At 74.1% G+C, this 16,152-nt stretch carries 15 protein-coding genes; 4 read left to right on the top strand and 11 right to left on the bottom strand.

The annotated features are described in order from the left end of the window. Positions 1 to 24 precede the first annotated feature (24 nt). From MON03_RS13325 to MON03_RS13305, 5 genes are all read right to left on the bottom strand, one after another. Positions 25 to 1,584 carry a sensor histidine kinase gene (locus MON03_RS13325; protein WP_242088892.1) on the bottom strand — a complete coding sequence of 520 codons (1,560 nt, stop codon included), beginning with the start codon at positions 1,582 to 1,584 and terminating at the stop codon, positions 25 to 27. Between the two features lie 125 nt (positions 1,585 to 1,709). Continuing rightward, positions 1,710 to 2,429, bottom strand: coding sequence for a response regulator transcription factor (locus tag MON03_RS13320; RefSeq protein ID WP_275577958.1), 720 nt, complete (start codon positions 2,427 to 2,429; stop codon positions 1,710 to 1,712). Between the two features lie 32 nt (positions 2,430 to 2,461). Next, the gene (locus tag MON03_RS13315) at positions 2,462 to 4,675 is read right to left on the bottom strand and encodes an ArnT family glycosyltransferase (RefSeq protein WP_242088890.1); all 2,214 of its coding nucleotides are present in this window, start codon (positions 4,673 to 4,675) and stop codon (positions 2,462 to 2,464) included. A 209-nt stretch (positions 4,676 to 4,884) separates the two neighbouring features. Beyond that, a complete protein-coding gene (locus tag MON03_RS13310) occupies positions 4,885 to 5,712 on the bottom strand; it encodes a fructosamine kinase family protein (RefSeq protein WP_242088888.1) in 828 nt (275 codons plus the stop codon). Positions 5,713 to 5,770: 58 nt separating this feature from the next. After that, complete coding sequence (locus MON03_RS13305; protein WP_022905029.1) at positions 5,771 to 6,622, bottom strand: LysR family transcriptional regulator; 852 nt, start codon at positions 6,620 to 6,622, stop codon at positions 5,771 to 5,773. Between the two features lie 70 nt (positions 6,623 to 6,692). Here MON03_RS13305 and MON03_RS13300 point away from each other — a divergent pair, with 70 nt between their 5' ends. Next, positions 6,693 to 7,616, top strand: a complete 924-nt coding sequence (locus MON03_RS13300) for a DMT family transporter (protein ID WP_242088886.1) — start codon at positions 6,693 to 6,695, stop codon at positions 7,614 to 7,616. Beyond that, on the top strand, positions 7,613 to 8,473 hold the full coding sequence (locus tag MON03_RS13295; protein WP_242088884.1) for a UbiA family prenyltransferase: 861 nt from the start codon (positions 7,613 to 7,615) through the stop codon (positions 8,471 to 8,473). Before MON03_RS13300 ends, MON03_RS13295 begins: the two co-directional genes overlap by 4 nt. Before the next feature lie 157 nt (positions 8,474 to 8,630). On the opposite strand, the gene MON03_RS13290 is transcribed toward MON03_RS13295, so the two are convergent. The 6 genes from MON03_RS13290 to MON03_RS13265 form a co-directional block, all read right to left on the bottom strand. Then, a complete protein-coding gene (locus MON03_RS13290; RefSeq protein WP_242088883.1) occupies positions 8,631 to 9,806 on the bottom strand; it encodes an FAD-dependent oxidoreductase in 1,176 nt (391 codons plus the stop codon). A 172-nt stretch (positions 9,807 to 9,978) separates the two neighbouring features. Further along, entirely contained in the window at positions 9,979 to 11,214 is a 1,236-nt protein-coding gene (locus tag MON03_RS13285; RefSeq protein WP_242088881.1) for an acyltransferase family protein, read from the bottom strand. Positions 11,215 to 11,304: 90 nt separating this feature from the next. Continuing rightward, positions 11,305 to 11,676, bottom strand: a complete 372-nt coding sequence (locus tag MON03_RS13280; RefSeq protein WP_242088879.1) for an acyl-CoA-like ligand-binding transcription factor — start codon at positions 11,674 to 11,676, stop codon at positions 11,305 to 11,307. Positions 11,677 to 11,999: 323 nt separating this feature from the next. Next, a complete protein-coding gene (locus MON03_RS13275; protein WP_022904772.1) occupies positions 12,000 to 13,298 on the bottom strand; it encodes an NAD(P)/FAD-dependent oxidoreductase in 1,299 nt (432 codons plus the stop codon). Positions 13,299 to 13,400: 102 nt separating this feature from the next. After that, on the bottom strand, positions 13,401 to 13,949 hold the full coding sequence (locus tag MON03_RS13270; protein WP_242088877.1) for a dihydrofolate reductase family protein: 549 nt from the start codon (positions 13,947 to 13,949) through the stop codon (positions 13,401 to 13,403). Positions 13,950 to 13,974: 25 nt separating this feature from the next. Then, a complete protein-coding gene (locus MON03_RS13265) occupies positions 13,975 to 14,523 on the bottom strand; it encodes a hypothetical protein (protein ID WP_242088875.1) in 549 nt (182 codons plus the stop codon). An 84-nt stretch (positions 14,524 to 14,607) separates the two neighbouring features. Between MON03_RS13265 and MON03_RS13260 the strand changes: the two genes are divergently transcribed. Continuing rightward, entirely contained in the window at positions 14,608 to 15,399 is a 792-nt protein-coding gene (locus tag MON03_RS13260; protein ID WP_242088873.1) for an alpha/beta fold hydrolase, read from the top strand. Further along, a complete protein-coding gene (locus MON03_RS13255; RefSeq protein ID WP_350355055.1) occupies positions 15,396 to 16,118 on the top strand; it encodes an esterase/lipase family protein in 723 nt (240 codons plus the stop codon). The genes MON03_RS13260 and MON03_RS13255 overlap by 4 nt, the downstream gene beginning before the upstream one ends. Positions 16,119 to 16,152: the final 34 nt, after the last annotated feature.

The raw sequence follows: 16,152 nt of genomic DNA, 5'->3' as shown, positions 1-16,152 counted from the left end.
GGTGCCCTCCCTCGTCCAGGCAGACTACTGCGCGGGCGAGGGACCCGACGGGGCGGTGTGCGTGAGGTCGACCGTGAACGCCGTCCGGCCCGGACCGGACACCACGCGGACGCTCCCGCCGTGCGCCTGTGCGACCGCCTGGACGATCGCCAGCCCGAGGCCGCTCGTGCCGTGCTCCCGCGATCGCGAGGCCTCGCCCCGGGTGAAGCGGTCGAAGAGCGTCGGCAGCAGCGCGGGGTCGATGGGCGGCCCGTCGTTCGCGACGACCAGCCGCACGATCTGCTGCCCGTCCCCGCGGACACGCTGCAGGGACACCACGACGGCCGTCCCGTCCGGGGTGTGGCTGGCGGCGTTGGCGAGGAGGTTCCGCACGAGGCGACGCAGCTGTCCGGCGTCTCCGTCGACGGTGACCGGCTCGGTGTCGACCTCGAGCGTCCAGCGGTGCCCGGGAGCCGTGGTGCGTGCGTCCATCGTCGCCTCGACCACGATCGAGGTCAGGTCGAGCGCCTCGACCACGAGCGGCGCCGATCCGGCCAGGGTCCGCGCGTCGAGCCGCGCGAGCAGCAGGAGCTCCTCGACGAGGTCGCCCATCCGGACGGCCTCGGTCGCGATCCGATCGACGTTCGCGTGCACCGCTCGGAGGTCGTGCGAGGACGCGGAGAGCTCGGCGTAGGCGCGGACGGTGGCGATCGGCGTGCGGAGCTCGTGCGAGGCGTCCGCGACGAAGGTGCGCATGCCCGCCTCGACCTCCCGTCGGACGGTCAGGGCGCGGCCGACGTGCCCGAGGAGTCGGTTCAGAGCGGTGCCGACCTGCCCGACCTCACGGTTCGCGGTGAGGTCCGACGTCGCGACCCGGGCGGTGATGTCGGTGTCCCCGCGTTCGAGGTCGAGGGCGGCGACGTCGGACGCCACCCCGGCGACGCGCTCGAGCGGTCGGAGCGCGCGGCGGACCGTCAGGGCGAGGGCCCAGGCCGCGACCGCGAGCCCGAGCAGCGTGACGCCGCCGAACACGACCGCGAGTCGCACGATCGTCGCGTCGAGGGATCCCAGCGGCAACGCGGTGACGTACACGTCGTCGCCGTTGCCCACCGCCTGCGCCCGGTAGCTGCCGAGCGAACCGAGTCGGACCGTCACCGGGCTGCCGTCGTGGTCGATGGCGGCCAGGGTGCGTCGCTGGGCGGTCGTGAGGCCGTGTTGCCGGCCCTCGCTGTCGGTGTACCCGGCGAGCGCCGTGGACCCGGACCGGAACACGGCCACGACGGTGCCCGCCGCCTGCCCGGGCACCCCGATGAACCGGTTGTCCGGGTCCGGCCCGTCGGACGACGACCCGGACCCCGACGACCCGGACCCCGACGACCCGGACCCGGACCCCGACGACCCGGACCCCGACGACCCGGACCCCGACGACCCGGACCCCGACGACCCGGACCCCGACGACCCGGACGGCGGCGCGCCTCCGTCGCCGACCACCCGACCGGCGGCGGTCGCCAGCTCCGCGTCCAACCGCCCGACCAGGTACTCCCGGAACGCCACCACGGTCACGGCCCCCACCACGACGTTGGTCACGACGAGCAGCAGCGCCACCGCCCCGACGATCCGCCACCGGAGCGACGGCGCCCGGCCGCTCCCGACCCGACCGGCCCCGGCCTCGGCCCCCGCCCGGGCCCCGGCCTCGGCCCCTGCCCGGCCCCGCCCGGACCCCACCCGCCTCACGACGTCGGGCGGAGCACGTACCCGGCCCCGCGCACGGTCTGCAGCATCGGCTCGCGGCCGGCGTCGAGCTTCTTCCGCAGGTACGACACGTACATGTCGACGAGGTTCGACGACGCCCCGAAGTCCATGCCCCAGACACTGGCGAGGATGTGCTCCCGCGACAGTACCCGGTTCGCGTTCCGCGCCAGGTACCGCAGCAGCTCGTACTCGGTCGGGGTGAGGTCGAGCGCCGCACCGCCCCGGACGACCGTGCGGGCGTCCTCGTCGAGGTGGAGGTCGCCGACGACCAGCCCCGCGGGTCCGGCTGCCGCGACCCGAGCCGAGGTCCGGGCCAGGATGCGTGCCCGCACGAGCAGCTCCGCGATCCCGAAGGGCTTCGTCAGGTAGTCGTCGCCGCCGCCCGTGAGTCCGGCGAGTCGGTCCTCCGGAGCGTCCCGCGCGGTGAGGAAGAGCACGCGGACGTCGTCCCGGGCGTCCCGGAGGCGCTCGAGCACCTCGAAGCCGTCGATGTCCGGCAGCATCACGTCGAGCACGATGACGTCCGGCTGGAACTCCCGCGCGGCGAAGAGCACGTCCCGTCCGCGGTGCACGGCGCGCACGGCCCAGCCGTCGCCCTCGAACGCGAGGGCGACGGCGTCCGCGAGGGCGTGTTCGTCGTCGACGACGAGGACGCGGACGGGGGTGCCGTCCGTGCGCTGCAGCGGGGTGCCGGCCATGTCGGCGAGCCTATCCGCGCCCTCGTCGTGCATCACTTCGTGGCGCTCAGGTCGTAGACCGTCGACCCGCCGACCGTCGTGCTGCTGTAGTTCGCCGCGACCCACTCCTGGATCGCCGAGGCGGTGGAGGAGCCGCCGCCCATCCCGCCTCCGGTCCCGGAGGAGATGTAGTACGCGATCTTGCCCTCGGCGACGTACGCCTTGAACTCGGCGAGCGTCGGCGTCGGGTCGCTCGACCAGCCACCGATCGCCATCACGGTCGTGTCGGTGTCCAGTTCGAGCTGCGCGGCGGACTGCGAACCGTCGACCGCGGCTGCCCAGGTGGTGTCGGTCGCTTCGAGCAGCTTCTGCAGTGCCGACGACGTCGACGCGCCTCCGCCGCCCATCGCGCCGCCACCGGCCCGGAGGCCCGTCCCCGACTCGCCGTCGGAGGTCGCCCCGTCGGATCCCTCCTGGGTGCCGGTGCCGTCCTGGTCGCCGGACGTGCCGTCCGGGATCGACGGGGCCTCGCCCGTCGTGCCCTCGGGGGCCTCGCCCGAGGTGCCGCCGGGCGGCGTGCCGCCGGGGCCCTGCTGGGAGCTGTCCGAGGAGTCGGAGCTGTCGCTCTCGGAACCGGAGGCCGATCCGCCGGGGCCTCCCGTGCCTCCCGGCTGACCGCCGCCGGTACCGCCACCCATCCCGCCGGAGCTGCTCCCGGACGGGCCGACGCTCGGGATCGAACCGGAGTGCGCGACGGTCGTCGTGGCGAGGGCGTATGCGGTCGTCCCGGTCAGTCCGAAGAGCGTGCCGGCGAGGACGCCCACGGTGACGAGCTTCCGGAGCGTGGGCACGTTGCCGACGAGGATCGCCGCGGTGGACAGGAGTCCGCCGATCAGCACGACCCACCGGAGCCAGGGGAGCCACGTCGGGTTCTCGTTGAGGAGGCAGAAGCCCCAGGAGGCGGTGATGCCGATCATGCCCGCGAGGCCGAGCCGTGCGGTGACGCGCCCTCGCTCGCTCCACATCAGGGCACCGCCGGTGCCGACGAGTCCCGCGATCGCCGGGGCGAGGGCGACCGTGTAGTACGGGTGGATCGTGCCGGACATGTACGAGAAGACGAGCCCGGTGACGACGAGCCACCCGCCCCACAGCACGAGGCCGACACGGACCGGGTCGCCGAGGTGCCGGCGTCCGACGAGCACGAGGCCGAGGACGAGCGCGAGCAGCGCCGCGGGCAGGAGCCACGAGATCTCGAGGCCCATCTCGGAGGAGAAGAGCCGGTCCAGTCCGGTCGAGCCGCCGAACGACGACCCGGCGGTCCCGCCGCCCATCCCGCCGCCGCCGTTGCCCGAGCCGCCGAAGATCCGGCCGAGGCCGTTGTAGCCGAACACGAGGTCGAGCACGGTGTTGTTCGTCGAGCCGCCGATGTACGGGCGCGACTCCGCGGGCCAGAGCCACACGGCGACGACCCACCACCCGGCGGAGACCACGAGCGACACCGCCGCGATGCCGAGGCCGATCGCCCGCTTCCCCCAGCTCGTCCGCGCGGCGACGAGGTACACGAGGCCGAACGCCGGCAGGACGAGGAGTCCCTGCAGCATCTTCGTCAGGAACGCGAACCCGAGGGCGACCCCTGCGAGCGCGATCCACTTCCAGCTGCCGCGCGGGAGCGCCCGCACGGTGCAGTACGCACCGGCGGTCATGAGCAGCACGAGCAGCGCGTCCGGGTTGTCGAAGCGGAACATGAGCGCGGCCGCCGGGGTGGCCGCCACGACGAAGCCCGCCAGCAGCGCTCCGACGTTCGCGGTCGTGGCGCCGAGCCGGGCGAGGGTGCGGCGGACGGTGCCCCACACGAGCGCGACCGACCCGACGGCCATGAGCGCCTGGGGCAGGAGCAGGCTGAACGACGAGAAGCCGAACAGCCGCGCGGACAGCACCATCACCCACAGCGAGGCCGGCGGCTTGTCGACCGTGATGAAGTTCGACGAGTCGAGGGAGCCGAAGAAGAACGCCTCCCACGACTTCGTGCCGGCCTGCACAGCGGCGGCGTAGAAGCTGTTCGCGTACCCGGAGATGCTGAGGTCCCAGAGGTACACGACGGCGGTCAGGGCGAGGAGCGCCCAGAACGCCGGCCGGAGCCAGCGGGCGTCCTCGCGCTCGCCCAGGAAGAGTCGGGCGAGGGGCGGGCGGCGGTCCCGGGAGGCGGTGGCCCCCTCCGGGTGTGCGCGCTCGCGACGGTCGGTCACGGGGGTCGGGAACGTGGTCATGACGATGAGGTTCCCGGGCGTTCCCCGAACGGACCGATGCGCTGCCTTGGTGCTCCCTAAGACCTCCGCCGCGAGGTCGGGCGGGCGCGCCGAACGCGGACCGGCGCGGGCGACGCGGTGTCGCACAACCAAAGTCGATCCGCACCGCGATCTTCCGTGGTGCGAGCCGACTTTGGTTGTGCGCGCGGCAGCCCCGCTGCGAGGTCCGGTCAGGCGTACCGGCGGGCCGCCCGGAGCGCGGCGCCCGTGTACGAGCCGCCGAACAGGAACACGTGCAGCAGCAGCGGCGCGAGCTGGTGGAGCTCGACCCGCTCCTGCCAGCCGTCCGCGAGCGGCGACTCCTCGTCGTAGGCCGCGAGGACGGTCTCGAGCCGCGGCAGCCCGAAGAGTCCGAGCAGCGCCAGGTCCGTCTCCGCGTGTCCGCCGTGCGGGTTCGCGTCGATGAGCACCGCGCCGGTCGGGGTCGTCCCGTCCACCGGCTGCCCGGGCGTCGGCCACAGGACGTTCCCCGCCCAGAGGTCCCCGTGCAGCCGCGCGGGGCCGTCCCCGACGAGTCCGGGCTGTGGCGAGCCGAACTCGCCGTCCTCGAGCCGCTCGGCCACACGCTCGAAGACCGCCGCCTCGGACCCGTCGAAGCCGCCCGCGTCGACGATCCGGTGCACGTAGTCGCGGATCCGGTACTCCGCGAAGAACTCGCCCCAGGTGTCGGGCGCGTCCGCCGCCGACACGAACGCGGTCCGCGACCGTCCCATCCGCAGCGCGCCCGGGGACGGGAACCCCGGCGAGGGTGCACCCCAGTGCGCCGCACCGGCCGCGTGCGTGTGGGCGAGCGAGCGGCCGAAGCGCTCGGCCTGCGCGGTCGTCGGGGCGCCGTCGCTGATCTGCTCGAGGTGCAGCACCCGCGGCTCCGGGTGCGCGAGGACGCGGGCGGTGCGGGTGCCGCCGGTGACCTCGGCCTCGGCGAGCCACGCGAGCCCGGCGGCCTCGGCGGTCGCCTCGTCGGGGTCGGTGAAGGTCTTCACGAACGTCTCGGCCATCGGTCCATCCTGCCGCTCGACCGTGGTTCCGGTCACAGCGCGCGGGCTGTGCTCCCGGTCACCCCACCGCGTCGACGAGCGCCTGCGCCAACGGGTGCCACGGCCGCGAGGACGGCCCGCTCAGCACGAGCGTCCGGGTCAACCGTCGTTCGAGCGGCAGCATCACGAGGTCGTCCGGCAGCATCCCACGCCCGAGGGTCGGGACGATCGAGACGCCCTCGCCGCGCTGGATCATCCCGAACATCGTGTTCATCTCGCGCACGCGGTGTGCCCATCGGAAGGGCTGGCCGTCGAGCTCGTGCAGCCGCTGGATCTGCACCTCGCACCCGCCGCCGCCGGCGACCAGTCCGTCCTCGTGCAGGTCGTCGAGCGTGAGCGCCTCCTGGCTCGCGAGCGGGTGGTCGCGCCGGACGACCGCGGCCATCTCGTCCCGGGCGACGACGACCGCCCCGGTCGGCACCGGCGTCGGGTCCACGAGCACGGCGGCGTCGACGGTGCCGCCCTCGAGCCACTCCGGCATCTCGTCGTCGTCGCCCTCGTAGACCTGGACGTCGACGTCCGGCAGCGTCACGGCCCAGAGCTCGCGGAGCCGCGGGAGCAGCCCCTGGCACACGGTGGGGACCGCCGCGAGTCGCACGGTGCCGCGCGCCGTGGCGGGGGTGACCACGGCCTCCAGGGCGTCGATCGAGGCGACCGCGCTGCGGGCGTGCGCGAGCAGGCGTTCCCCGAGCGGGGTGGCGGTGGCGGAGCCACCCCGGTGCACGACGGCGCCACCGACCTCGCGCTCGAGCCCCGCGACCGCGTGGGACACCGCGGACTGCCCGATCCCGAGCACGGCCGCCGCGCCGGTGAACGAACCGGCGTCGACCGTGGCGGTGAACGCCCGGAGTTGGGGGATCGAGACGGTCATGTGTCCTCCTCATGTCGGCATGAGGCACATGCGTTCGACACATGTGCGGTGGTGGTCGATGCTAGCCCTCGTGAACGCCCTCCTCTACGTCCTGGTCGCCCTCACCTGGGGCTCGAGCTTCTTCTTCGCGAAGATCGGACTCGAGGGTCTCGCGCCGCAGCAGGTCGCCACCGTCCGCACAGTCCTCGGCGCGGTGACGCTCGTCGTGGTGCTGCTCGTGACGCGTCGGGAGTGGCCCCGCGAGCCGCGGGTCTGGGGACACCTGCTCGTCGTGGCGGTGTTCCTCAACGCGGTGCCGTCCTCGCTCATGGCCTGGGCGGAGCAGACGGTGCCGTCGGGTCTCGCGAGCATCTACAACGCGACGACCCCGATCATGACGCTCCTCGCCCTCGCGGTCCTCGTGCCGTCGGAACGCCTCAGCCGTCGGCAGCTCGGTGGCGTCGCGCTCGGGATCGTGGGCGTCCTCGTGCTCGTCGGGCCGTGGGACCTCGTCGGCGACCCGGCCGTCCTCGCCACCGTCCCCGGCCAGGTCGCACTGCTGGGCATGACCGCGTCCTACGGCATCGGGCTCGCCTGGCTGCGCCGGTTCGGTGTGGGCAGCGGACAGGACCCGACGACCGTGGCCACCGTCCAGCTGACGCTGGCCGCCGTCCTCATGCTCCTGGTCGCGCCGGTCATCGCGACCGGTCCGGTGCGGCTGGACTGGAGGATCGTGGCCGCGATGGTCGCGCTCGGCGCGGTGGGCACCGGGCTCGCCTACGCGTGGAACACCCGACTGGTCGGGGCGTGGGGCGCCGGTCGGGCCTCGACGGTGACCTACCTGACGCCGGTCGTCGGCGTGGCGCTCGGGGTCGTCGTGCTCGGCGAGCCGCTGCGGTGGAACGAACCGGTCGGCGGGCTCGTCGTCCTGCTCGGGATCGCGCTCGCGTCCGGGGCGCTCCGCGGTCGTCGTAGCGCGGCGCGCAGTCGACCCTCGGTACGCTCGGCGGGGTGAGCCACCCCTCGACCGCGCGGCTGCTGTTCGCGTCGTCGCACCCCGGCCCGACCGTGACGGTGACGGTCCTCGCGACCGTGATCGCCGCGGCCGTCGGGCACCCGGTGTGGCTCGTCGTCCTCGTCGCGCTCGCCGTCGTCGTCGGGCAGCTCTCGATCGGACTCGCCAACGACTGGATCGACGCCGACCGCGACCGTGCCGTCGGCCGCACGGACAAGCCGGTCGCGCAGGGGCGGATCGCCGTCGGCACCGTCCGGTGCGCGGCGCTGGTCACCGCGGCGGCGGCCGTCGCCCTGTCGGTCCCGCTCGGACCGGTCGCCGGCATCGCGCACGTGGTGCTCGTCGGCGCCGGGTGGGCGTACGACGCGGGACTGAAGCGGACGGTGTGGTCGGTGGTGCCGTTCGTCGTCGCGTTCGGGCTGCTGCCCGTCGTCGCGGTGTCGGCCGGGGGTGCGGGGTGGTGGCCGGCGTGGTGGGCGATCGCGACCGGCGCGGTGTTCGGCGTCGCGATCCACTGCACGAACGTCCTGCCGGACCTCCTCGACGACGCGGCGACCGGTGTCCGGGGCTTCCCGCACCGACTGGGGCTGCGCGGGGCCGGGGTCCTCGCCTTCGGGGCGCTCGTCGTCGCGGCGGCGCTCGTGCTCGGCGGGCAGCTCGGCGGGCCAGGTCCTGCACGCGGGTCCGCGGTCGTGCTGGCCGTGGCGGGGACGGTCGTCGTGGCGGTGTCGGCTGTGGTCGGCGTGCGGCTCGTGTTCGCCGGTCGTCCCACCCGGACGCTCTTCCGGCTCGTCATCGCGGCATCGCTCGTGCTCGTCGTCGAGCTCGCCGTCGCGGGCACCCGGCTCGTCGCATGACCCGAGGGAGCGGCGGTCGCGCGGGCCGCGCCGGTCACGGTCGCGCGGGCCGCCCTGGTCGCGCCGGCCGCCCGGGTCGCGCCAGTCGCGGTCGCGCCGGCCGCACCAGCGGCTCCGGCCCCGCTCGTGGCCCCGGCCCCGCACCGCGAGCAGCCGCTCAGGCCCACCGCATCGCGTAGAGCCGCGCGAGCGCCGATGCCGTGGGGAGCGCCAACGCTGTCCGGAGCAACGTCTCCCGGCCGGCCGACGCGAGCCGCCCGGCCGGGAGGCCGAGCGCCATGTTGACCTCCGCCTGCCGGGCCGCCCGCCGTGCCGCTGCCACACGGTGCCGTGCCCATGCCGTCCGCGACCCCTGGGTCCCTCGTCCGCCGGCCAGCGCGTCCGCGAGGACGGGGACGAGCCCGACCGCGTCGAGCCACCCGAGGTTCATCCCCTGACCGCCGATCGGACTGATCTCGTGCGCCGCGTCCCCGACGAGCACGACGCGTCCGACCCCGGTCCGCGCCGCCTCGCGACGGCGGACCCCGAACGCGCTCGTCATCGTGCAGGTCGCCGGGTCCGGCGTCGCCCCGGTCCGCTCGGTGACGATCGTGGCGAGTCGGGCCGCGAGTGCGTCGGCGGGCGACCACTCCACGGCGTCGCCGTCCGCTGCCGGGACGAACGCCACGTACCGCCGTCGTCCTCCCGGCAGCGGGAACGACTCGACGACCCCGTCCGGCCCGACGTCGACGAGCGCCGCCGATCGTGCGGTGGGGTCCTCCGGATCGGCGAAGTCGCCCATGACGTACCGGTGGCGGTAGTCCCGGCCGTGCGTCGCGATCCCGAGCAGCGACCGGACGACGCTCCGGCCGCCGTCGGCTCCGATGACGAACCCGGCCTCGACAGACCGTGCGCTGCCGTCCGCGTCCGTGCCCACGGCGAGCACGCCCGACGCGTCCTGTCGCAGCCCGGTCAGCTCCGTGCCGGTCCGCAGCACCCCGGTCGGCAGGCGGTCGCGGAGCAGTGCCTCCGTGCGGTGCTGGTCGAGCGTCGCCACGTACGGGTGCGTGGGGGACGCACCGGCGAAGGACAGCGAGCCGAGGACCCGGCCGCGACTCCGGGCGACTCCCGTCCGGACGAGCACGGCCTCCGCGAGGACCGCCCGGTCGAGGCCGATCGCCGCGAAGGCGTCGAGGGACGGCGGGTGGATGCCGATCGCCCGCGATCCGTTCGGCTGGTCCGTCCGGCGTTCCCAGACCACGACGTCGAGCCCGCGGTCGGCGAGCAGGGCCGCGACGAACAGGCCGACGGGGCCGCCGCCGACGACGAGGACGTCGACACGCTCCGTGGTCACGGTGCGAGCCTACGGATCGTCGACCCCGCGGGCACCGGGTCAGCGGAACGCGCGCGACCCGGACGCAACCGCGACGCGGACGCAACCACGACACGGACGGGAGGCCCGTGGCGGGTCCGCCACGGGCCTCCCGTCCGGTGCGCGGTCACGGCCGACGGCCGCTGTGCGGTCCCTAGGTCGTCGCGTGCTCGCGCGCGGCGCGGTCGGCGGCGACGAGCCGCTTGGCCTCGCGGATGCGCTTCCGGGCCTTCTCGACCGGGACCTCGACGGCGTAGGCGGCACCGACCGCCACGAGGAGTGCTGCGCCGACGAGCCAGACGTTGCCCCACGCGCCGACCGCGAAGGTGCCGAGGAGCGCGATGACGAGCGGGTGCCAGAGGTACGCCGAGTACGACACGCGTCGGCCGAACCACGACACCGGCGTCCACGCGAGCGTCGCCGACACCGGGGTGCGGACGGACACGAGCCCGCCGATCAGCACGGCCGACACGAGGCCGGTCACCGGGAGGACCACGCCGAAGGTCGACGCGTGCTGCGTCCAGTCGCCGTCGATCCAGAGGAGGATGCCGACGAGGAGCGCGAGACCGGCCCACGTGGCGACGCGTCCGGCGATGCCCGCGGCGACGCGGCGGACCCGCCCGTCGTCGAGCAGCAGGGCGAGGAGGCAGCCGGTGGCCAGGGGGACGACACCGAGGACGGGGGAGAAGTACACGTCGGGTGTCGCGCCGCCGTTCGGCTTCTCGTAGCTCAGGTACGACGCGACGGCCGCGCCGACGATGACGACACCGAGGCCGGCCATCAGCCAGCGGCGACGCGAGCGGATCGCGAAGAGGAGCACGAGCACGGGCGGCCAGACGAGGTAGAACTGCTCCTCCATCGACAGGCTCCACGTGTGCGCGAAGACGCCCTGCGTGGTGTCCCAGAACGAACGGAACAGGTTGCCCGTGTAGCTCAGCGCGATGAACGCGGCCTCACCCGCGGAGAACGTGGCGCCCTTGTAGTCGCCGACCCAGTTCCAGAGCGCGAGGCCCACGAGCACGAACGCGATGAGCGCCGGGTAGAGCCGCAGCACGCGCTTGCCCCAGAACGCGCCGAGGCGGATGCGTCCGGTGTTCCGGTGCTCGCCGAGCAGCAGCGTCGTGATGAGGAAGCCGGAGAGCACGAAGAACACCGTCACACCGATGAAGCCCCCGTCGAAGTGGGCGACGTGCAGGTGGTAGAGGATCACGGCGAGGATCGCGATCGTGCGGAGGCCGTCGAGCGCCGGGGCGCGGTTCGTCAGCGGCGGCGGTGGGGTCGTGCCGCCGCCACGCATGCCGCGCTGCTCGGTGCCTACGTGGCTGCCGTCGGTGCTGGCCGGTGCGGAGGTGCTGCGGGTCCGCTCCGGCGAGATCGTGGTGGTCGCCACGTCGCCTCCTGCGAGATCGTTCTGCTGCCCGGACCGCGCGCGGACCGTGACCTGATCGTTACAGGATGCTCGCCCGAGGTATGAGGACGCTCAACGAACGGGGTGCACGAGGGATGCCAGGGCGTCGAGCCGCTCGGCGGCGATGTCCTCGAACGAGCGCTCCTCGCCCGGCGCGATCCACCGCTGGAACGTCAGGTGGAAGACCGTCACGGCGGTCTCGGCCGCGATCGTCGCGGCGGGTTCGGGCACGCCGCGGTCGCGTAGCAGGGCACCCAGGTGGATCTTCAGGGTCGCGAGCTTGCCGAGTTCCCGTTCCTGGAGGGCGGGGTCGGCCTCGATGATCGTCTGTCGGGCCCGCGAGAACGGTCGCTCGTCACGGTCGAAGTACGTGCCCGCGGCGTGGAGTGCCGAGCGCACCAGGTCGAACGGGGCGGTGTCGGCCGGGGCCCGTTCGATCGGCACGGCGAACATGGCGAGGAAGTCGTCCTGCCCGGACGGGAGGCGCGGGGCGGGTCGGCACCGTGCCTCCCGTCCGGTGTGGGGTCGCGCCGCTGGCGGACCGTCGGGCGGGTGCGCCGCTGCGGGACGTCAGGGCCGTCGTCGTACGACGACGGCCCTGTCGTCAGTTGCACGCGCGGGCCGTCCCGGCGGGCACGGAACGACCCTGCCGCTGTCGTACGACAGCGGCAGGGTCGTATCGCGACGGCCAGCGACGGCCAGCGACGGCCAGCGACGGCCAGCGACGGCCAACGCCGACCGGCCGACACCGCGCCCGCCGCGCCCGCCTACTCGGCCTTCTGCATCTGCCAGGGCTCGGGCTCGCGGTCCCCGTTCGGCCGCACGGGCCGGACGTCGCCGACGATCGGGATCGCCCGCTTCCGCATGAACCACAGGTACCGCACGAAGAAGTGCGACAGCGTCGACAGCCGGTTGCCGTTGCCGAGCAGCGACGCGATGTGCACGGCCACCCACGCGGCCCACGCCACGGGGCCGACCATCGTGATCCCGCCGCGGAGCTGGGCGACCGCGGCGTTCGTGCCGATCGTCGCCATCGTGCCCTTGTCGAAGTACGTGAAGTGCTCGGTCGACTTCCCGTGGAGCAGGCGCTTGATCTGCTTCGCCACGTGCCGACCGCCCTGCAGCGCGGGCTGCGCGAGCTGGGCGAGCGCGTCGTCCTGCGCAGCGATGTCGCCGGCGGAGAAGATCCGGTCGACCCCCTTCACGCTGAGGTCGTCGTTCACCTGGATGCGTCCGCCGTGGGTCTGCGGCAGGCCCCAGCCCGAGACCTCCTTGTGTGCGGCGACGCCGGTGGCCCAGATGACCTGCGAGGCCGGGATGAACTCGCCGTCGGCGGTCACGACGCCGTCCGGCCGGACCTCGGCGACGCCGGTGTTCAGCCGCAGCACGACCCCGCGCTTCCGGAGGATCCGCGCGGCGTACCGGCGCAGGCGGGGCGCGAACGGCTTGAGGAGCTCCCCGCTCCGGTGCACGAGCGTGATCGAGATGTTGCCGCGTTCGATCTCGGGGTAGGCGCCGACGAGCGCCTGGTCCCGCAGCTCGGCGAGCGCGCCGGCCATCTCGACGCCGGTCGCCCCGCCGCCGACGATCACGATCTTGATCTCGTCCGGGCCCTGGTTGGCTGCTGCTTCCTCGAGCCGGGTGAACAGCTCGTCCCGGATCCGCAGGGCCTGGGACCGCGAGTACATCGAGTACGCGTACTCGTACGCGCCGGGGGTGCCGAAGTAGCTCGTGTTCACGCCGTTCGCGAGGACGAGCCAGTCGTAGTGCAGGTGCTCCCCGTCGCTCATCTCGGCGATGCGCTCGTCGGTACGGATGCCCGTGAGCAGGCCGTGCCGGAAGTCCGCGTTGGACTGCTTCGCCCGGAGGCTGCGCAGGAAGTACGTCACGTCCCCGGCGTTCAGCCCGCCGGTCGCCACCTGGTACATGAGGGGCTGGAACATGTTGTAGACGTGGCGGTCGACGAGCGTGACCCGGACGTCGGTGTCCGCGAGCTCCCGCATGGCCGCGATGCCGGCGAAGCCTCCACCGACGATGACGACGTGTGGGCGGGTGTCCTGCGGCATGTGCTCCCTGGTTTCCTCGGACGGCGGATGGTCGCCTCCGAGGGTACGCGCGCTCCGCACCCTCCGCTGACCGTCACGGCCTGGAGGCGCGGGTCGACCCCGTCAGGCGTCTCGCCGCGCGTAGGTGTTCAGGACGTTCCCCTTGCTCGTCACGGTGCTGCTGACCAGCGTCAGCCGCGTGGGCGGGTCGGTCGTCTCGAAGAGCCGCCGACCGGGTCCGGCGATCACGGGGTGGATCATGAGCTGGAGTTCGTCGAGCAGCCCGGCGAAGAGCAGGTGTCGGACGACCGAGATGCTGCCCGTGACCGCGATGTCGCCGCCGTCCTGCTGCTTGAGGTCGCGGACGAAGTCGTCGAGGTCGCCGGTGATCCTGGTGCTGTTCTCCCACGCCAGGTCGTCCACGAGGCTGGTCGAGGCCACGTACTTCGGCATCGGGTTGATCCACTGGCCGAACGGGTCGTCGGCGTGCGCCGGCCACCACTCCGCCCACTCCAGGTAGCTGTTCCGGCCGAGCAGCACGGTGTCGGTGCGGGACATGAACGCCGTCATGCCCGCGCCGAGTTCCTCGTCGAAGCTGTCGTGCTGGAACTTGTAGGGCTCGTCGACGACGCCGTCGACCGAGGTGAGGAGACCCGAGGTGACCTTCCGCATGGCCGGAGCGTAGCGGGACTGCGGCTCAGCTACCAGACCCGCCGTCGGTGCCGGTCCCGCCCTGGGTGCCGGTCCCGCCCTGGGTGCTGCCGCCGGGGTACTGGCCGGAGCCGCTGCCGTACCCGGGGAAGCCGTTCGAGCCGCGGCCGGGGAACTGCGAGGTGCCCTGGGTCTGCTGGCCGCTGATGCCGTGGCCGATCGCGTACCCGATGCCGCCGCCCGCGAGGAGCGCGGCGACCCCGACCGCGCCGGCCACGACCGGCCAGAACCACGGCGGACGGGGCTTCGTCGCGCCGGGGCCGGCAGCCGTGCCGTACCAGGGCGTCGGCGTCTGCTGCGCGGTGTTCCACTCGGCGGCGTACGGGTCCGCGGCAGCCCCGCGGCCACCGGCGGCGGAGGGGTCCGTGGCGGGGGTGTGGTCCGCGGCCGGTGCGTCGTCCCAGCCGCTCGGGGCCGCGGCGGGGGCGGCACCCCAGCCGCCCGGAGCGGCGGGGTACTGCGCCGGCGGCTGCGCTGCCTGCTGCGTCGGCAGGTGCGCCGTGGTCGACGGGGTCGTCGGGGTGGTGTCGTTCATGGGGACGAGTGCACACCGCGTGGCTATGCGTGGGTGATGACGAGGCTGGAGCCGCACTGTGGAGCCGCGGGTAGCGTCCATCCCGTGCGTGCGCGGGTCGAGACGGTGTCGGTCGGTGGGCTGCCCGTGCGGCTCCGGACGCTGGCCCCCGCCGGGCGGTTGCACGACCCGGTCGCGCCGACCGTGGTCCTCGTGCACGGCATCGGCATGTCGCACCGCTCGTTCGACCGCTCGCAGCGCGCCCTCGCCCGGGTCCACCGCACCGTGTCGGTGGACCTGCCGGGCTTCGGCGGGCTGCCGGCCGCCGGTCGTGCGCTCGACGCGGAGGTCCTCGCCGACCTCGTGGTCGAGGCCGTGCGGTCGCGGGGAGCGGGGGAGCTGGTCGTCGCCGGGCAGTCGATGGGGACGCAGGTCGCCGTCGAGGCTGCGCTCCGTCACCCGGACGTCGTGTCCTCCGTCGTGCTCGTCGGGCCGGTGGTGGACGACCGCCGCCGCACGCTCCCGCACCAGGCGCTCTGCCTCGGCCGGGACTGCCTCGTCGAGGGACCGCGGATGAACGCCGTCGTGCTGACCGACTACCTCCGCAGCGTGCGCCAGTACCTCCGGGAGCTCGACCCGATGCTCCGCTACCCGATGCTCGAGCGCGTCGCCGCCCTCGCGGTCCCGGCCCTCGTCGTCCGTGGCACGCGGGACCCGATCGCCCGCCACGGGTGGTCTGCCCGGGTCGCCGCGCACGCCGACCGGGGCGCACTCGTCGAACTCCCCGGCGGCCACCACGTCCAGGAACACCAGCCCGTCGCGTTCGCCGACCTCGTGACCGAGTTCCGTCGCGTCGAGACCCTGGAACGCCTCGGGGGAGCGGAGGGGACGCGGTGACCGACGCGACCACCCCGGGAGCCGGACCGACGTCGACCGCGGGCGCCGTGCCTCCCGTCGGACTGGCCACACGCGCAGCGTGGGCCGCGCGGGACTGGCTCTACGCGGTGCGCTGGCAGGTGCAGAGCCTCGGTCCGACCACGGCGGACGACTACCGCGACGGCGACCGGCCACCCGTCGTGGTGATCCCCGGGGTGTACGAGACGTGGCACTTCATGCGGCCGCTCATGGACGCGCTGCACGACCGTGGACACCCCGTGCACGTCCTGCCCGTCCTGCGCCACAACGTGCGCCCGGTGCCGGCGTCCGCACGGGAGGTCGTGGCACACCTCGACGAGCACGACCTCCGCGGGGTGCTGCTCGTCACGCACAGCAAGGGCGGGCTGATCGGGAAGTACGCGATGGCGTCGCTCGACCCCGACCGCCGCATCGACCGGATGGTCGCCGTCTCGACGCCGTTCGGCGGGTCCTCGCTCGCCCGGTTGGCGCCGGTGCCGCACCTCCGGGCGTTCCGCGCCGCGGACCCGGTGCTCGCCGCGATGGGGCGGGAGCTCGAGGTGAACGCGCGGATCACGTCCGTGTACGGCGTCTTCGACACGCTCATCCCGGAGGGCAGCGAGCTCCCCGGGGCCACCAACGTCCGGCTCCCGGTCGGTGGACACTTCCGGATCCTCGGCGACCCGCGGACGCGTGAGGCCGTGCTCGCCGCGACGGACTGAGCCGCCCTGGCCGCCCGGGCCGGCCACGCGGCGG

The sequence above is a fragment of the Curtobacterium sp. DN_7.5 genome (assembly GCF_022655355.1).
GTDB lineage: Bacteria > Actinomycetota > Actinomycetes > Actinomycetales > Microbacteriaceae > Curtobacterium > Curtobacterium luteum.
This window is presented reverse-complemented; position numbering and strand designations above follow the sequence as displayed.